Annotated in this window: 14 protein-coding genes; 7 read left to right on the plus strand and 7 right to left on the minus strand. The window is 70.6% G+C overall.

All coding sequences use genetic code 11. The features are described 5' to 3' along the window. Nucleotides 1–6: 6 nt before the first annotated feature. Nucleotides 7–1,176 carry an MFS transporter gene (locus DKM19_RS20100; protein WP_110697334.1) on the minus strand — a complete coding sequence of 390 codons (1,170 nt, stop codon included), beginning with the start codon at nucleotides 1,174–1,176 and terminating at the stop codon, nucleotides 7–9. A 60-nt stretch (nucleotides 1,177–1,236) separates the two neighbouring features. After that, the gene (locus tag DKM19_RS20105) at nucleotides 1,237–1,995 is read right to left on the minus strand and encodes a DeoR/GlpR family DNA-binding transcription regulator (RefSeq protein WP_089209205.1); all 759 of its coding nucleotides are present in this window, start codon (nucleotides 1,993–1,995) and stop codon (nucleotides 1,237–1,239) included. Between the two features lie 57 nt (nucleotides 1,996–2,052). On the opposite strand from DKM19_RS20105, the gene DKM19_RS20110 reads away from it, so the two are divergent. Then, nucleotides 2,053–3,036, plus strand: a complete 984-nt coding sequence (locus DKM19_RS20110; RefSeq protein WP_110705835.1) for a YafY family protein — start codon at nucleotides 2,053–2,055, stop codon at nucleotides 3,034–3,036. Between the two features lie 196 nt (nucleotides 3,037–3,232). Here DKM19_RS20110 and DKM19_RS20115 read toward each other — a convergent pair whose 3' ends face one another. Continuing rightward, nucleotides 3,233–4,264 (minus strand): medium chain dehydrogenase/reductase family protein, encoded by a 1,032-nt coding sequence (locus tag DKM19_RS20115; RefSeq protein ID WP_110697336.1) that lies wholly within the window; start codon nucleotides 4,262–4,264, stop codon nucleotides 3,233–3,235. A gap of 152 nt (nucleotides 4,265–4,416) precedes the next feature. Here DKM19_RS20115 and DKM19_RS20120 point away from each other — a divergent pair, with 152 nt between their 5' ends. After that, the gene (locus tag DKM19_RS20120; RefSeq protein ID WP_110697338.1) at nucleotides 4,417–5,064 is read left to right on the plus strand and encodes a TetR/AcrR family transcriptional regulator; all 648 of its coding nucleotides are present in this window, start codon (nucleotides 4,417–4,419) and stop codon (nucleotides 5,062–5,064) included. Between the two features lie 100 nt (nucleotides 5,065–5,164). Here the strand turns inward: DKM19_RS20120 and DKM19_RS20125 are convergent, their stop codons facing one another. Both DKM19_RS20125 and sigK read right to left on the minus strand, forming a co-directional pair. After that, nucleotides 5,165–5,935: an anti-sigma factor domain-containing protein gene (locus tag DKM19_RS20125; protein ID WP_110697340.1), complete on the minus strand. Its 771-nt coding sequence runs from the start codon at nucleotides 5,933–5,935 to the stop codon at nucleotides 5,165–5,167. Further along, nucleotides 5,932–6,531 carry an ECF RNA polymerase sigma factor SigK gene (sigK, locus tag DKM19_RS20130; RefSeq protein ID WP_110697342.1) on the minus strand — a complete coding sequence of 200 codons (600 nt, stop codon included), beginning with the start codon at nucleotides 6,529–6,531 and terminating at the stop codon, nucleotides 5,932–5,934. The genes DKM19_RS20125 and sigK overlap by 4 nt, the downstream gene beginning before the upstream one ends. A gap of 304 nt (nucleotides 6,532–6,835) precedes the next feature. On the opposite strand from sigK, the gene DKM19_RS20135 reads away from it, so the two are divergent. Genes DKM19_RS20135 through DKM19_RS49570 form a run of 3 tightly spaced genes read left to right on the plus strand, consistent with a single transcriptional unit; the run spans nucleotide 6,836 to nucleotide 11,588 of the window. Continuing rightward, nucleotides 6,836–8,218 carry a DUF4331 domain-containing protein gene (locus tag DKM19_RS20135; protein ID WP_110697344.1) on the plus strand — a complete coding sequence of 461 codons (1,383 nt, stop codon included), beginning with the start codon at nucleotides 6,836–6,838 and terminating at the stop codon, nucleotides 8,216–8,218. A 59-nt stretch (nucleotides 8,219–8,277) separates the two neighbouring features. After that, nucleotides 8,278–9,573 (plus strand): hypothetical protein, encoded by a 1,296-nt coding sequence (locus DKM19_RS20140; RefSeq protein WP_162641627.1) that lies wholly within the window; start codon nucleotides 8,278–8,280, stop codon nucleotides 9,571–9,573. Further along, on the plus strand, nucleotides 9,570–11,588 hold the full coding sequence (locus DKM19_RS49570; protein ID WP_162641628.1) for a high frequency lysogenization protein HflD: 2,019 nt from the start codon (nucleotides 9,570–9,572) through the stop codon (nucleotides 11,586–11,588). Before DKM19_RS20140 ends, DKM19_RS49570 begins: the two co-directional genes overlap by 4 nt. Nucleotides 11,589–11,919: 331 nt before the next feature. Here the strand turns inward: DKM19_RS49570 and DKM19_RS20150 are convergent, their stop codons facing one another. Next, nucleotides 11,920–12,882 (minus strand): YafY family protein, encoded by a 963-nt coding sequence (locus DKM19_RS20150; RefSeq protein ID WP_110697348.1) that lies wholly within the window; start codon nucleotides 12,880–12,882, stop codon nucleotides 11,920–11,922. A gap of 95 nt (nucleotides 12,883–12,977) precedes the next feature. On the opposite strand from DKM19_RS20150, the gene DKM19_RS20155 reads away from it, so the two are divergent. Next, entirely contained in the window at nucleotides 12,978–13,604 is a 627-nt protein-coding gene (locus tag DKM19_RS20155; RefSeq protein WP_110697350.1) for a TIGR03086 family metal-binding protein, read from the plus strand. 411 nt (nucleotides 13,605–14,015) lie between these two features. On the opposite strand, the gene DKM19_RS20160 is transcribed toward DKM19_RS20155, so the two are convergent. Further along, nucleotides 14,016–14,459: a MarR family winged helix-turn-helix transcriptional regulator gene (locus tag DKM19_RS20160; protein WP_110697352.1), complete on the minus strand. Its 444-nt coding sequence runs from the start codon at nucleotides 14,457–14,459 to the stop codon at nucleotides 14,016–14,018. 109 nt (nucleotides 14,460–14,568) lie between these two features. On the opposite strand from DKM19_RS20160, the gene DKM19_RS20165 reads away from it, so the two are divergent. Further along, nucleotides 14,569–15,498, plus strand: coding sequence for a zinc-binding dehydrogenase (locus tag DKM19_RS20165; protein ID WP_110697354.1), 930 nt, complete (start codon nucleotides 14,569–14,571; stop codon nucleotides 15,496–15,498). The last annotated feature ends 70 nt before the right edge of the window (nucleotides 15,499–15,568 follow it).

The following is a 15,568-nucleotide window of genomic DNA, read 5'->3' on the forward strand; positions in this document are numbered from 1 at the left end:
GTCTGCTTACTTTGTAAAGGGCTTGGCCCTGAGCGCGAACGCGGCCAGCGCCACGAACAGGGCCAGCAGGGCGGGGATGGCCAGCGCGCGCGGGAGGCCGAAGAGCTCGGCGGCGCCGCCGATCAGCACGGGGCCGGTGAGAAAACCTATGTATCCCAGGCTCGCCACCCGGGCCAGCGCCTGTCCCGCGCGGGCCGGGTCGCGGCGTCCGGCCGCGGAGAAGACCTGCGGGACGATGCATGACAGCCCCGCGCCGAAGCAGCCGAAGCCGATCACCCCGGCGATCGGATGACCGACCAGCAAGGCCAGACCGAGACCCGAGGCGGCCAGCACGCCGCAGCCGCGCACCAGCGTCACCGGGCCCAGCCAGGCGGCCAGCCGATCTCCCGCGAGCCGGCCCGCGGTCATCATGATGGAGAAGGCGGCGTAGGCGGCCGCGGCGAATCCGGCGGAGCTGCCGAGGTCCTCGAGCAGGTAGACCGAACTCCAGTCGGCCGCCGCGCCCTCACCGATCATGCAGCAGAACGCGAGGACGCCCAGCAGCAGGAGCATGCCGTGGCTCCCGCCCGCCGGACCGCTGCCGGCCGGGGCGGGCTCGGCGGTCAGGGGAAGCGCCCAGCGTGCCGCCCAGAACGCGAGCGCGGTGATCACGACGGCGACCGCGACGAACGTGACCCCGGGACTGAACGCGGCGTGGGCCATCAACCCGCCGGCGGCCGCGCCGAGGAACCCGCCGATGCTGAACACCGCGTGGAACGACGACATGATCGGCCGGCCCATGGCCTGCTCGATCTCGACGGCGTTGGCGTTCATCGACACGTCCAGGGTGCCGTGCACGGCACCGAAGGCGAACAGCGCGAGGGCCAGGCCGACCAGGTTCGGCATGTAGGCGGGAAGGATCAGGACGACGCCCTGCGCGAACGCCATCGGCAGCATCACCCTGACGCTGCCGTAGCGGTCGACCAGGCGGCCGACCACCTGCATGCCGGCGATGGCCCCGGCGGCGATGCCGAGCAGCCCGATGCTGAGCTGGCCGTCGCTCAGTCCCAGCCCCTGCTTGATCGCCGGGATCCGTGCCGTCCAGGTGCCGATGGCCATGCCGGAGAGCAGGAAGAGCAGGAGGAGCGCGACCCGGCCGCGCACGAGCGCGGTCCGGTCGAGAGGGATGACGGACATCAGGGGAGGGCTCCAGTCGAACGGTGATGAGCAGGCGGCATCAAGGGGGAGAGGATCCGGTCAGACGGCGCGGACGGTGACGCCCGCGGCGGTGAGGGCCTCGCGCTCGGAGTGGGGGAGCGCGGTGTCGGTGACGACCATGTCGAGATGGGTCAGGGGGCAGACGGAGCCGAAGGCGGTGCGGGTGAACTTGCCGGAGTCGGTCGCGACGATGACACGCCTGGCCGAGGCGATCGCGGCCTGTTTGACGGCGACGTCGGACAGGTCGTGGGCGGTGAGGCCGTGCTCGGCGGACAGGCCGCAGCAGCCGATGATCGCGGTGTCGAAACGCAGGGAGCGGATGGAGTTCTCCGTCAGGGGCCCGGTGAAGTTCAGCTCGCCGGGACGGACCTCGCCCCCGGGGATCACCAGGCGGATCCGCGGAGCCGTGCTGAGCTCGCCGGCCGACTGCAGGGAGAGCGGCAGGACCGTCAGGCGGCGGTCGCGGATCGCGCGGGCGATCTCCAGGGAGGTGGTGCCGCCGTCCAGGAGCACGGCCTCGCCGTCGGCGAGCAGCGCCGCGACCTCGACGGCGATCCGCCGTTTGACCTCCACCGCCTCGCGCTCGCGCACCCCGAAGGGAGGCTCCTCCCCGCGCAGCAACAGGCTCACCGCACCGCCGCGGACCCGCCTGACCACGCCCTGCTGGGCGAGCTCGTCCAGGTCGCGGCGGATGGTCATCTCCGACACCGCGTGCTCGACCGCCAGCTCCGCCACCGAGACGGCGTCGCTGACGCGTAGCGCGGACATGATCGCCCGAATCCGATCTGAACTTTCCATGTGTTCATTTGAACATGGCTCGTGTGAGGTTGGCAAATGTGCGGAACAATGGCGGTCATGCGCGCCAGTCGTCTGCTGTCCCTCCTGCTGCTTCTCCAGACCCGGGGGCGGATGACGGCCGCCGAGCTGGCGGAGGAGCTGGAGGTCTCGATCCGGACGATCTACCGGGACGTGGAGGCGTTGTCGTCGTCCGGGGTCCCGGTATACGCCGATCGCGGACCCGCCGGCGGATACCAGCTGCTGGACGGCTACCGCACCCGCCTCAACGGCCTGACCACCGAGGAGGCCTCCTCGCTGTTCCTCGCCGGGCTGCCCGGCCCCGCCGCCGAGCTCGGGCTGGGGGAGGTGGCCGCCAACGCCGAGCTGAAAATGCTCGCCGCGTTGCCGCCCGAGCCGCGCTTCCACGCCGCCCGGATGCGGGAGCGCTTCCATCTGGATGTTCCCGGCTGGTATCGCGACGCCGACGCGGTGCCCTTCCTCGGCGATGTCTCCGAGGCGGTGTGGGACCAGCGGCCGCTGCGCATGACCTACCGCCGCTGGGGCCCGCGCGACGTCGAGCGCCTGGCTCACCCCTACGGCCTGGTTCTCAAGGGCGGGTCGTGGTACATGGTGGCCGCCGCGGACGGGGGAGAGCCGCGCACCTACAAGGTGGCGCGGATCATCACCGCCGAGCTCCTGGACGGGCGCTTCGAGCGCCCCGGCGACTTCGACCTGGCGGCATACTGGCAGCGTTACGCGGCGGAGTTCCGGCTGCGGATGCACACCGGCGAGGCCCTGGTGCGGATGGCGCCCGGCGCCGAGGGGATGCTGCGCCACACCGTCGGCGCGGAGACCGTCGACACCGCGCTGGCCACGGCCGGACCTCCGGACGAGCGCGGCTGGGTCGTCCTGCGCCTGCCGACCGAGTCCGTCAGGCACGCCTGCTGGCAGTTGCTGCGCCTGGGCGGTGACATCGAGGTCCTCGGGCCGCCCGAGCTGCGCGAGCAGATGATCGCCACCGTCGCCAGGCTCTCCGAGCTGTACGGCACGCGCCAGGAGTAACCGATCGAGGGAAGACCGCGGCGCTCACGACCTGCCTCGCTCCTCGGCTCTCTTATTTAATCTACTTTGTAAAGGGCACCGGTTGGTGCCGGCGAACTCGACACCAACCGAAACCCCGCACCCGGAGAAGGGCGCCGCCTCCACCGTTTCCCACGCATGGTCCGAGGTGCTGCGTCACGCCGCCGCCCTCGACGCACTACGGGGTGAGCACGATCTTTCCGGCGACGGTGCCGGATTCGGCCAGCCGTACGGCGTCGGCGACGCGGGTGAGCGGCAGCTGGGCGGCGATCTGGGCGGTGATGTCACCGCGCTGGAGGGCCGCGAAGACCTGGGTGAGGTCGGCGTGCAACCGGGCGCGGAACCCGCTCTTGTTCAGGGCCCGTCCGGACCAGACGTTGAAGAAGTAGGCGCGGCGGCGGTTGGGCAGCGCGTTCCACAGCCACACCCGGCCGAGCAGCTTGAGCACGGGTCCCTGCTTGGACCCCTCGGCGTCCCGGGTGGAGGCGCTGCCGTAGGAGACGAGCGTGCCGCCGGGCGCGAGCAGGCGCCAGGAGTCGACGACGCCGGGGCCGCCGACGTGGTCGAAGACGGCGTCCACCCCACCGGGGGCGAGCTCGCGGACGCGTGCGGCGACGTTCTCGGTGCGGTAGTCGATCGGGACGACGCCGCGCTCGCGCAGGGTGTCGTGGTGGCGTGCGGAGGCTGTGCCGATCACCTTCACGCCCGCGGCCTGCGCCAGCTGGACCAGGACCGAGCCCACGCCGCCGTTGGCGCCGTGCACCAGAACGGTCTGCCCCGAGCGGATCCGTGCCTTGCGGTGCAGCATCTGCCAGGCGGTGATGCCGTTGACCACCACGGTTTCCGCCTCCGCCGCGCCGACCCCCCGGGGAACCTCCACCACGTCCGCCGCGTCGACGATCACATGGCTGGCCCAGCCGCCGACCTTGATCAGCGCGGCCACCCGGGTGCCGGCCAGGCCGGGCTCGACACCCTCGCCGGTCGCCAGCACCGTGCCGACGAGGTCGTAGCCGGGCACGAACGGGAACGCCGGCTGGTCGTAGTACCGGCCGCGGCGCATCTGCTGCTCGGCGAAGGAGACTCCGGTCGCCTCCATCCGGATCACGACCTGGCCCGGGCCGGCGGTGGGGACGGCTCCGTGCCGGATCTCCAGCCCTTCCGGCTCCACCTTGCCCGGCAGGACGACCTCGACGAGTCCTTCGGTGTTCATAGCGTCCTCCGCTGTGTCGCACATCGCGTTACTGGCTTTTGCTTTCGTTATAAGTTGTAACTCAATGGCGAAGGAAGTGTCAATAGTTATCGTGATAGCCTCTAACTAAATTGTGAAGATGTAGCCGCACAGGTGCGGAGAGGTGGCAGGCCATGGTGGAAACGGGCACGAAGAGCCCACGCGAGCGCTACCGCACCCAGGTGCGCGCGGAGATCAAGGAACGCGCGTGGGAGCAGATCGCCACGGCCGGGGCGTCCGCGCTCTCCCTCAACGCGATCGCCAAGCAGATGGGCATGAGCGGACCCGCGCTCTACCGGTACTTCGCCGCCCGCGACGAGTTGATCACCGAGCTCATCAGGGACGCGTACCGAAGTCTGGCCGACACCTTCCGCGCGGCCGCAGGGCCCGGCCCGGACCACGTCGCGCTGGCCCACGCGCTACGCGGGTGGGCGCTTGACGATCCTCACCGGTACTTCCTCGTCTACGGCACACCCGTCCCCGGCTACCATGCGCCCGACGACATCACCGCGATCGCGTCCGAGATCATGATGACCCTGCTCGACGCCTGCACCGCGCTGCCCTCCGACAACCCCGCCACGCCGTTCGAAACGCATCTCGAAGGCCACCGGCAGTGGGCGGACGGCCACCCCGCGCCGCCCGCGGCCCTCCGCCGGGCCCTGAACTTCTGGACCCGGATGCACGGCGTCCTGTCCCTGGAGCTCGCCGGCCACTTCAACGGGATGGGATTCGACCCCGCCCTGCTCTTCGCCGCCGAACTGGACGACCTGCCGGCGCACTGACCACGCCGCACCCCATCAGGGCGGCCCTGTGCCCGGGGCCCGGCGGGATGGCTCAGGAAGGCCGGCCTCGCCTCGGTGATCTTTGTGTGACAGGCGAGGGTCAGGCGGCCGGCATGTTCAGAAGGAGCAGGGGTTGGGTGCTGGGCTGGGCCGAGCCGCCGGCGGGTTCGACGGTCAGCCCCATCTGTGTGGCGCCGGGGTCCGGCGCGGTCACCACCGGCGCCGTGTAACCGCCGGTGTCGGGGCGCAGCAGTCCCGCCGAGCGGATCTGTCCGGGTGCGATCTGCCAGAGCTGGTAGGTCTGGTTCTGCGGTAGGGGGGCGAGCCCCGCGGCCAGGAACACCAGCCTGTCCTGTGACCGCGAAACGATCACGGTGCCGGTTCCGGTGCCGCCCTGCGCGGCCGGAGCGGTGACGGTCCGTGCGTCCGGCGCCGCGATCACCGCGGTGAGGTCGTGGTTGGTCTGTCGCACCTGCTCCAGCTGGTCCTGAGCCTGGATCGCGAGGACGCCGACCGTCACCGCGGCCGCCGTGGCGACGGCCGCGACCGCCGCGGTCACCCAGGGCCACCACCTGGATCTCCCCGTCCGGCCGCGCCGGGAAGCGGAGGTCCGGTTGAGGGCCGGGGGCAGCTGGCGGACCTGGCCGATCTCGGCCATGACCCGGTCCTTCAGCCAGGCGGGAGGTTCCACGGCGGCGGCCTGTCCCATCCGGGCGGCCGTCTCGGTGAGCCCGCGGATCTCCTGCGCGCACTCGGCGCACCGGTCCAGGTGCTCTTCGAAACGGCGCCGCTCCAGCTCGTCGTCGATGGCGTCCAGCGCGTAGGCGCCCGCCAGCGTGTGCGGGTCGTGCCCGCCGGTCGTGGCGTTCATCGTTCTACCCCCAGGCAGTCGCGAAGGCGGATCAGCCCGTCACGCATCCGGGTCTTCACCGTCGGCAACGGCACCGTCAGCAACTCGGCGACCTCACGATAGGAGTATCCGCCGTAATACGCGAAAGTCACCGATTCGCGCTGCAGCGACGTCAACCCCTCCAGGCACCGGCGCAGCCGCTCACTCTCCAGCCGGCCCTGCACCGACTCGGCCACCTCGTCGAACGGGCGGCGGACGTCCAGCCGGGCCGCGCGGTTCTCCCGATCGGTGGAGGCCTGCGCCGATCGCACCCGGTCGATGGCCCGGCGGTGCGCGATCGTCATCACCCAGGCCAGCGCCGATCCCCGCTCCGGGTCATAGCGGGCGGCGCTGCGCCACACCTCCACCAGCACCTCCTGCGCGACCTCCTCGCTGTGGGCCCGATCGCGCACCACCCGCAGCACCAGGCCGTACACCCGCGCCGCCACCAGCGCGTACACCCGCTCGAAAGCCGCCCGATCACCACGGGCGACCGAGCTCAGCAGCTCCTCCAGCTCCGGTGAGCGGTGACCACCGTGGTGGTCACCATCCGGGCGCGACTCGCGTTCCGGTCTCATGAACCTTCCTCCGCCATCGAACCCCGACGCGTACGCATCTGCTTCGGAGCAGAGCCTTCCACGGATTGCCCCGGGGCGAATGTTCGTCGCGCATCGTGATCCGAGGCGGCAGGGACCCGGGGAGCAGAGAAGGACACTCGCCGCGGCGGTGATTCGGGGCTCCGAAAAACCAGACGATCCCGAGGCAATCCGAAAGCGGATCCGCCGCGAATAGAGGGCCGAGGAACCCGGCCGGATCCTTCTGACCCCCCGACAACCACAGGCCGGTCACACCTGTAGACCGGTAGCCGAAAGGACCACTGCCATGGAGCTCCGGATAAATCGGCGCGCCCTGATCGGCTTGGGCATCGCAGGGGCGTTGACCGCCTCCTCGTTCGTCCTGCTCAGAGCGGAGACCGGCACCGCGTCCTCGCACCGCGAGGCACCCATGATCGCGGGTGACCCGCGCAACGACAACACCGACGTGTACGCGTTCGTCAGTCCCGACAAGACCGGCACCGTAACCCTGATGGCCAACTTCATCCCGTTCGAGGAGCCGAACGGCGGGCCGAACTTCTACCAGTTCGACGTCAACTCCCGCTACAACATCAAGATCGACAGCAATGGCGACGCCGTGCCCGACGTCGTCTACCAGTGGACGTTCCGCAACGAGGACAGGCGCGGCAACGGCACCTTCCTCTACGACAACGGCCCGGTCACCTCGCTGAACGACAAGAACCTGCTGCTTCGGCAGCGCTACAAGCTCACGAGGAGCACCGCTCACGGGACGCGGACCCTGGTCGCGAACGGTGTGGTGGCCCCGAGCAACACCGGCCCGGCCTCGATGCCCGACTACGGCGCGCTGCGCGCCCAGTCGATCAAGACCCTGCCCGGCGGCGGAAAGGTCTTCGCCGGCCAGTCGGACGAGGCGTTCTTCGCCGACCTGCGGGTCTTCGACCTGCTGTACGGCGGCAACCTGTCGGAGGTCGGCCAGGACACTCTCAAGGGGTACAACGTCCACAGCCTGGCCCTTCAGGTGCCCAAGGACGAGATCGCGCTGAAGGGCGACGCCAGGCGCAACCCCGTCGTCGGCGTCTGGTCCACCGTGGACAAGTGGAGCCCGAAGGGCTACGTCCAGGTATCCCGCCTGGGGCAGCCGCTGGTCAACGAGGTCGTGGTCCCGGCCGGGCTGAAGGACGCGTTCAACGCGCTGAGCCCGCACCAGGACGCCGGCGTCCCGGCCGTCGTCAAGCGCGTCACCAACCCGGAGGTGCCCAAGCTCCTCGCGGCCATCTACGGCCTCAAGGCGCCGAAGACCCCCCGTGCGGACCTGGTCGAGATCTTCCTGACCGGCATCGCCAAGGCCAACGGCCCGATCAAGGCCGACCTCAACTCGCAGAGCCTCAACAAGGACGCGGGAAAGCTACGCCCGTCGGAGATGCTGCGGCTCAACATGGCCGTCGCCCCCGCCGCGACCCCGAACCGCCTCGGCGTGCTCGCCGGTGACCTGCAGGGCTTCCCGAACGGCCGCCGCCTCGGCGACGACGTGATCGACATCGCCCTCCAGGCGATGGCCGGCGCCGCCCAGACCGGCAAGCTCGTCGACGCGCTGGCCACCGGGGACAAGGTGGACGGCAACGACAGGCCGTTCGGCACGACGTTCCCCTACATCCCGCTTCCCGGCAACACGTCGGTCAACGCGAGCTGATCCGACAATCGCGGGGCCCGGCTCGTCCGGGCCCCGCACCCGGTCCTGAGGGGATCATCGTGAAGATTTCTGCAAGAGCCCGGATCGCGGCGGGCGTGCTGGGTCTGGCCGCGGCGCTGACGCTGGGAGCCGCCCTGATCCCCGGCGAGCGGCAGCGGCCGGAGGCGGTCGCGACCGTCTCCGGCCGGCTCACCGAGACGCCGGTCTCGGCCGCCTCGCTCACAACCGCGATCGAGGCGCTGACCAACCGGCTCCGGCGGCTGCCCAAGGACCACCAGGCCTGGTCCCAGCTCGGCTCGGCGTACGTCCAGCAGGCCCGCCTCACCGCCGACCCGTCCTTCTACCCCCGTGCCGAGCGGGCACTGGCCAGGTCCATCGCGCTGAGCCCCGGCGACTTCGCCGCGCTGACCGGCCAGGCCGCACTCGCCGCCGGCCGTCACGACTTCGCCGAGGCCGTACGGCTGGCCGGGCTGTCGGTGGCCGCGAACCCCTACGGCCAGGGCGCCCAGGCGGTGCTGGCCGACGCCTACACCCAGCTCGGCCGGTACGGCGAGGCCACGCGGGCGATCGACAGGATGATGGAGCTGCGCCCCGGGGTCGCGGCCTTCACCAGGGCCTCCTACGACGCCGAGCTGCGGGGCGACCGCACCACGGCCCGCCGCATGCTGGAGCACGCCCTCGCCGACGCCTTCTCTCCCGCCGACGTCGCCTACTGCCGTCACTATCTCGGCGAGCTCGCCCTGCACTCCGGTGACCTGCGCGAGGCCGGCGAGCAGTATCGCCTCGCGCTGAAGGCGGTCCCCGACTTCACTCCCGCCCTCGCGGGAGTCGCCAGGGCCGCCGCGCTCGGCGGCCGGACGGCCGAGGCGATCGAGCTCTACGCCACCGTGGTCGGGCGGCTGCCCCTGGCCCAGTACGTGATCGAATACGCCGAGGTGCTGTCGAAGGCGGGCAGGGACCCCTCCGAGCAGTGGACGTTGCTGCGCGCGCAGCGGGACCTGATGGCGGAGGCCGGGGTCAGGGATGACCTGACCTGGGCCGAGTTCGAAGCCGACCACGGCTCGCCGTCGCAAGCCGTCACCCACGCCAGGGCCGAGTACGCGCGCAACCCCAACGTGGTCGCCGCCGACGTCCTGGCCTGGGCCCTGCACCGCGACGGCCGTGACCGCGAGGCCCTGCCGTACGCGAAGAAGGCCACCGCCACCGGCTGGCACAACGCCCTCCTTCACCGTCATCGCGCGGAGATAGAACGTTCCCTGGGCCTGGCCGCGGACGCCAGACGTTCCCTGGCCCGCGCCCGCGTCGCCAATCCCGCCTTCTCCGCGGCCCTCCCCGCTCTCGCGAGGTTCTCATGACGCTCAGAAGCGCCCTTCGGACGGTGATCGTCTCGGTCCTCGGCGGCCTGACGGTCACGCTGTGCGCGGCCGGCCCCCAACCGGCCTCCGCCGCCGTCGCCCAGGTCATGCATCCACTGGGAAACTTCACCGTCAACCACTACAACGGTCTGCGGATCACTCCGGAGCGGGTGGAGAACCTGGCGATCGTGGACAGCGCCGAGCTGCCCACCCTCCAGGCCCGGTCCGCGGTGGACACCGACCGCTCGGGCACGGTCTCGGCCGCCGAACGGTCGTCGTACGGCACCGCCCGCTGCTCCGTCCTCGCCGCCGCGCAGCGGTTGAGGGTGAACGGGGCCGCGGTGGCGTGGCGGGTCACCGAGGCCGGGTTCGTCTACGAAGGCGGCCAGGGAGGACTGGAGACCAGCCGCCTGACCTGCCGCCTGTCCGCCGCCGCGAAGCCCCTGGAAGCACCCACCGCTCCGGGCGCCTCCGGTTCCGGGACTCCGACCTCGAACGTTTCCGGCCGTGGGACTTCCAGTTCAAGCGCCTCCGGTTCCACGGCCTCCAGTTCAAGCGTCTCCGGCTCCATGGCCTCCAGCTCAAGCGCCTCCAGTTCTACGGCCTCCAGCTCAAGCGCCTCCGGCTTCGGAACCTTCGATCTCGGAACCTCCACGGTGAGTGCCTCTGCGACGTCCGGAACCTCCGGAGACGGAACGGTCGAGTTCAGCGACGGCTTCCTCGCCGACCGGCTGGGCTGGCGGGAGATCACCGCGGTGTCCTCCGGCGGCGTACGGCTGGCGCGGTCGTCCGTGCCCGGCACGAGCGTGAGCCGGGAACTGCGGAGCTACCCGAGCGACCTGCCGGCCGGCCCGCTCGACCAGCGCGCGGCGGAGCTGAGCGTCGTCCCGGGAGCCGCCTCGGTGGCGATCGCCGCTCTGCCGCTGGTGGGAGACGGGCCCATCGGGGAGGCGCTGGCCGCGCTGGACCGCGTGTTCACCGGGCTGGTCGGCACGGAATCCCTGACCGTACCACTGGGCCTGCTCGCCGTACTGCTGGCCACCGTCCTCGGTGCGGGCCACGCCCTCATCCCCGGCCACGGAAAGACCGTCATGGCCGCCTACCTGGCCGGCCGGAGAGGCCGCCCCCGCGACGCGCTGATCGTCGGCGCCACGGTGACCGTCACCCACACGCTGGGCGTTCTCGTGGTCGGTCTCCTGCTGAGCGTGTTCTCGGTGCTCACCGGGGAGGGGGTGCTCGCCTGGCTCGGCCTGGCCAGCGGCCTCCTGATCGTTCTCGTCGGCACCCGCCTCCTGGGATCCGCCTGGCACACCTACCGCACCGGCGAATCGTCCGGCCACGGCCACGGGCACGGGCACTTCGGTCACGGCCACGGGCATGAGGACGGTCATGCTTACGAGGATGGGCACGACGACGGCAACGCACACGAACACGGGCAAGAGCACGTACACGGGCAAGAGCGTGGGGACGGAAACGGGCGCGGGCACTTCGGTCACGGTCGTGCCCACGAGGGCGGTCATGACGACGGCAACGCACACGAACACGAACACGGGCAAGAGCACGCACACGAGCGTGGAGACGGACACGGTGGCGGTGGCGGGCACGTCGGCCACGGACATCCCGCGGGGGAGAGCCACCAGGTGGCGCTGATGGAACGGAAGCACCCCGACCGCCGTGGGGGTGGTGCACGCTCGCGGCGCGGGTTGGTGGGGCTGGGGGTGGCCGGAGGGCTGGTTCCCAGTCCCTCCGCGCTCGTCGTCCTGCTCGGGGCGATCGCGCTCGGCCGCACGTGGTTCGGGATCGCGCTGGTCCTGGCCTACGGCATCGGGATGGCGGGCACGCTCACCGTCACCGGCCTGCTCCTGGTCAAACTCACCGGACGGCTCGACCGCCTGGCGACCGCGGGGGGCGGCGCGGTGGCCCGCCTCTCGGCCCTCATCCCGATCGGCACCGCCGCCGTCGTCGTCCTGCTCGGTCTGGGCCTGACCGTGCGAAGCCTCACCGGCGCCATCTGAGAAACATCCTCAGCGACCTCGCGGATGAACAACGAGAGGAGACGCGCACGCTGGTGCACCAGGTCGCCGCAGAAGAGCCCTCCGGCACCCGCTATCGGTTCATGGAGGAGTTCCCGAAGGCTTTCAGCCTTAGAACTCCCAACAAAAAGGATCTTGGAATAGGTTGCCGCATCGCGTTGTCGCTGTTGGCCTACTTCGCCGTGCCCCCGGCTGACCAGTTAGAAGCCGGTGACCAAGCCCGGAGCCGACTTGTCCATGGCTGTCAGGAACTGCTCCACGCTCCGAACGGCCTCGACCGGAAGATCGTCGACGGGCATGCCGGCCGGCCAACCTACCCGTCGAGGGCTTCGGTGTAGCGGCGGGCGAGGGTGCGGATGTGGGCGACCAGTTCGGGTGGGCCGTCGACGCGGAAGTCCATCATCAGCATGCTGAGGTAGATGGCGATGGTCTCCAGGGCGTCGGCACCGGTGACGAGGATGCTGGTGTGGGAGTCGACGGCTTCGACGACGCCGACGGCGGGGTTGATGCGGGCAATCACGGTTTCGGCGGGGGCGAGGACGGTGACGCGGGCGTGGACTTTCCAGCCGGTCTGCGCGACTTCGCGCAGGACGAAGGCGACGAGGTCGTCGTCGGGCAGGGATCGGGCGGCGAAGTGGCGGGACGCGGACCGGACGCGGGTCAGGTCGGCGACGGGAAGCGCCCGCCAGGCGTGCGCGCCGAGGTCGTAGGCGACCAGGAACCAGCGGCGGCGCCAGCTGATCAGGCGGTAGGGCTCCACCTCGGTTTCGGTGTCGGCGCGGGTCGCCAACAGGGTCGCGCCATCGCGGATCGCGCCCGCGACAACAGTGAGGGTGGCGGCGGGCACCGGGGCGTCCGGCTCGCGGGAGCCGACCGTGGCGGGCCCGACCGCGGTGGCCGACCGCAGGGCGGTTACTTTGCGCTGCAGGCGTTTCGGAAGGATCTGCTGGAGCTTGGCGAGTGCCCGGGTGAGGCTGGCGTCGATGTCCGCGATCCCGGTGGAGCCGTCCTCGGCCAGGCCGACGGCCAGCGCCACGGCCACCGCCTCGTCGTCGTCGAGCAGCAGCGGGGGCATCTTCGCGCCCTGTCCGAGCCGGTATCCGCCTACCGCGCCGCGCGCGGCGTGCACCGGATAGCCGAGTTCGCGGAGGCGCTGAATGTCTTGCCGCAGTGTGCGTTCGGTGACGCCGAGGCGCTCGGCGAGTTCGCGGCCGATGTAAGACCGGTCCTGCAGCAGGGACAGCAGGCGCAGCACTCGGGTTGTCGTCGGAGCCATCGAATTCTCACCCTCGGGAACTATTAGGAACGAAAATAGCCTAATAGGCCCTTAGGTTGGTGTCACAAGCAAGAAAGAGATCGAAAGGAAAGATCATGAACACGACCGACACCGCCACGGTCACCTCCCTGCAGCCGGTTTGGCGTGAGGTGCTGGCCGCCTCGTACCGGACGCTGGAGAACAGCGTCGCGGGCGTGCAGGACGGTCAGGGGGACAACGCCACCCCGTGCTCGGAATGGACGGTCACCCAGGTGATTCAGCACGCCGCAGGCGACCAGCTCGCCTACGCGAAGGTGCTCGGCATCGGAAACGGTCCGGCCTACGACCCCTTCTCGCCTTCCGGAGCTGTCGACGGCACTGCGGCAGAGCTGGTGAAAGACGCCATCGAGCAGACCGCCGCGGCGTGGGCGACGGTGTCCGACGACACCGAGACCGTTCCGACGCCGCTGCCGCACGGTGACCTGCCCACTCCGGTCGCCGCGGTGATGTGCGCGCTCGACGCCGCCGTGCACGCATGGGACATCGCGATCGCCACGGGCCAACCGTCCCCGCTTGACGACGAGCTCGCGGGCCACCTTCTCGCCGCCGCGCAGGGAATCGTCGAACCGCTGCGCCAGTGGGGCGCCTACGCTCCCGTGGTGGAGGCTGGGGCTGCCGACAGCCCGTCCTGCACCCCGGTCGTCGACGACCTGCTCCGCTACCTCGGCCGCACTCCGCGCTGACGATCGACATCCACGAAGCCCTCATGACCTTGGCGGTCGCGATCATCTGCTGGCGTCGCCTCGTACGCTGACCGCTTTTGTTAGGAGCCCTTAGCGATCACGAAGAGTGATCGGCATTCCTGTTCAACGGGAACACAGACCACTCAATCAACGACTCCTACCAGTCTCGACCCCGAAGACCGGACCTCGGTCCCGCACGCCACGAGCAGGCCGTGCACCCTACGGCCCGGCCTCCACGGGCGGGCGGCGCGCGGCCCGACTCCTCTTCCAAGTCCTCACAGAAAAAGCAGAGAAAGCGTCCATCGCGATCGGCTCGAATGGCTTCGAGCCCTCACAGGAGCGGATGGCCGTCTTCCCCCAGCGTCACGACGGAAGCGACTCCCGGCAGCCGAAAAGACGCGTAGGGCGGCGCTACGCCTCGTACACCCGGGTCAGCAGCTCCATCAGCTGTTGGCCTTCCGCCGCGTTGAGCGGTGCCAGCAGTTCGGAGTTGGCCCGCTCCGCCAGCTCCGCGCACCGTTCCAGGGTCCGCACGCCCGCCGGCGTCACCGTCACCGCGTTCTTGCGGCGGTCCTGCGGATCGGGTTCGCGCAGCGCCAGTCCGGCTTCCTCCAGGTGGTTGAGCAGGAGGACCACGTCCTTCGCGTCGAAGCCCAGCCGGCGCACCAAATCCGCCTGGGCGACCGGTCCGTACTCGGACACTGCCGCGAGCACGGCGTGATGCGGAAGCTTCAGTCCTTCCTGGGCGATCGCCTCGGCGACCAGGCTCCGGCCGCGCGCCGCTACCCGGCCGGCCAGCCAGCTCGGTAGGGACTGGATGTGCGCCAGGGCACGCGGACGTTCGGTACAGGTCATGGAACCAGGCTATCTCGAAGTCATTGGACTTCCCAATGACTTCCCTCTACGCTGGCCATCCATTGGAAATCCCAACGATTCCGAGCCCATGCCACACCCGGAGGTGCCCATGCGTCGTGTCCGCTATGAGGTCAACGGCGGCCCCGAGGTTCTCTTCACCGAGGAGGCCCCCGTTCCAGAGCCCGGCCCAGGTGAGCTGCTCGTCCGTACCGAAGCGGTCGGAGTCACGCTGCCCGCCGTACGAAAGGTGCGCGAGGGCGCCGAGCCCGGCCCTCTCGGCGGCGAGATAGCAGGCACCGTCGCCGCAGTCGGTGAAGGCGTCACCGGTTTCGCCGTGGGCGACCGCGTCACCGGTCTCTGCTTCTCCCACGCCTATGCCGAACTGGCCCTCATCCACCACGCGATGGCCTCCCGCATTCCCGACCGGGCGACCGCCGTCGACGCCGTGGCCTTGGTCCGCAGCGGCCTGGTGGCGCGCGGCGCCTACGAGGCCGGCCGCCCCCACCCCAGCGACGCCGTCCTGATCACCGCAGCGGCCAGTGCGGTCGGCACCCTCGCCCTGCAGTACGCGAAGGCAGGCGGGGCCTCCCGCGTCGTCGCGGCCATCGGTAGCGCGGACAAGGCGGAGTTCGTTCGTGCCCTCGGCGCCGACGAGGTCGTGCTCTACGGGGACGAGCCCTGGGGCGATCCGGCCGACATCGTCATCGACGGGGTCGGCGGAGAACTCCTCGGCCCCGCGGTGCGCGCATTGGCCCCCGGCGGCCGTTTGGTCGCCTTCAGCTCGGGCGGCGGCACGATCGACGCCTACGAGCTGCTGGTCCGGGGCGCCTCGGTCATCGGCTTCCAGATGGCGGCCATCGCCCGGAGCAAGCCCGAGGTGTACGCGCGCTGGCTCGACGACCTGTGGGAATTCCACCGCGACAACACGCTTCGTCCCCGCGTATCCGCTGAAATCCCGCTCGCCGAAGCAGCGCGCGCCCACGAGATCATCGAGTCCCGCCGCAACCTCGGCAAGGTCGTCCTGCTCCCCCGAGGCTAGGCGCCGACCTGTTCGGCGTGCCCCGGTCAACGGTGTACGGGCACGTCGACAAGACCAAGCCCGTCCCCCG

The sequence above is a fragment of the Streptosporangium sp. 'caverna' genome (genome assembly GCF_003203775.1).
GTDB lineage: Bacteria > Actinomycetota > Actinomycetes > Streptosporangiales > Streptosporangiaceae > Streptosporangium > Streptosporangium subroseum.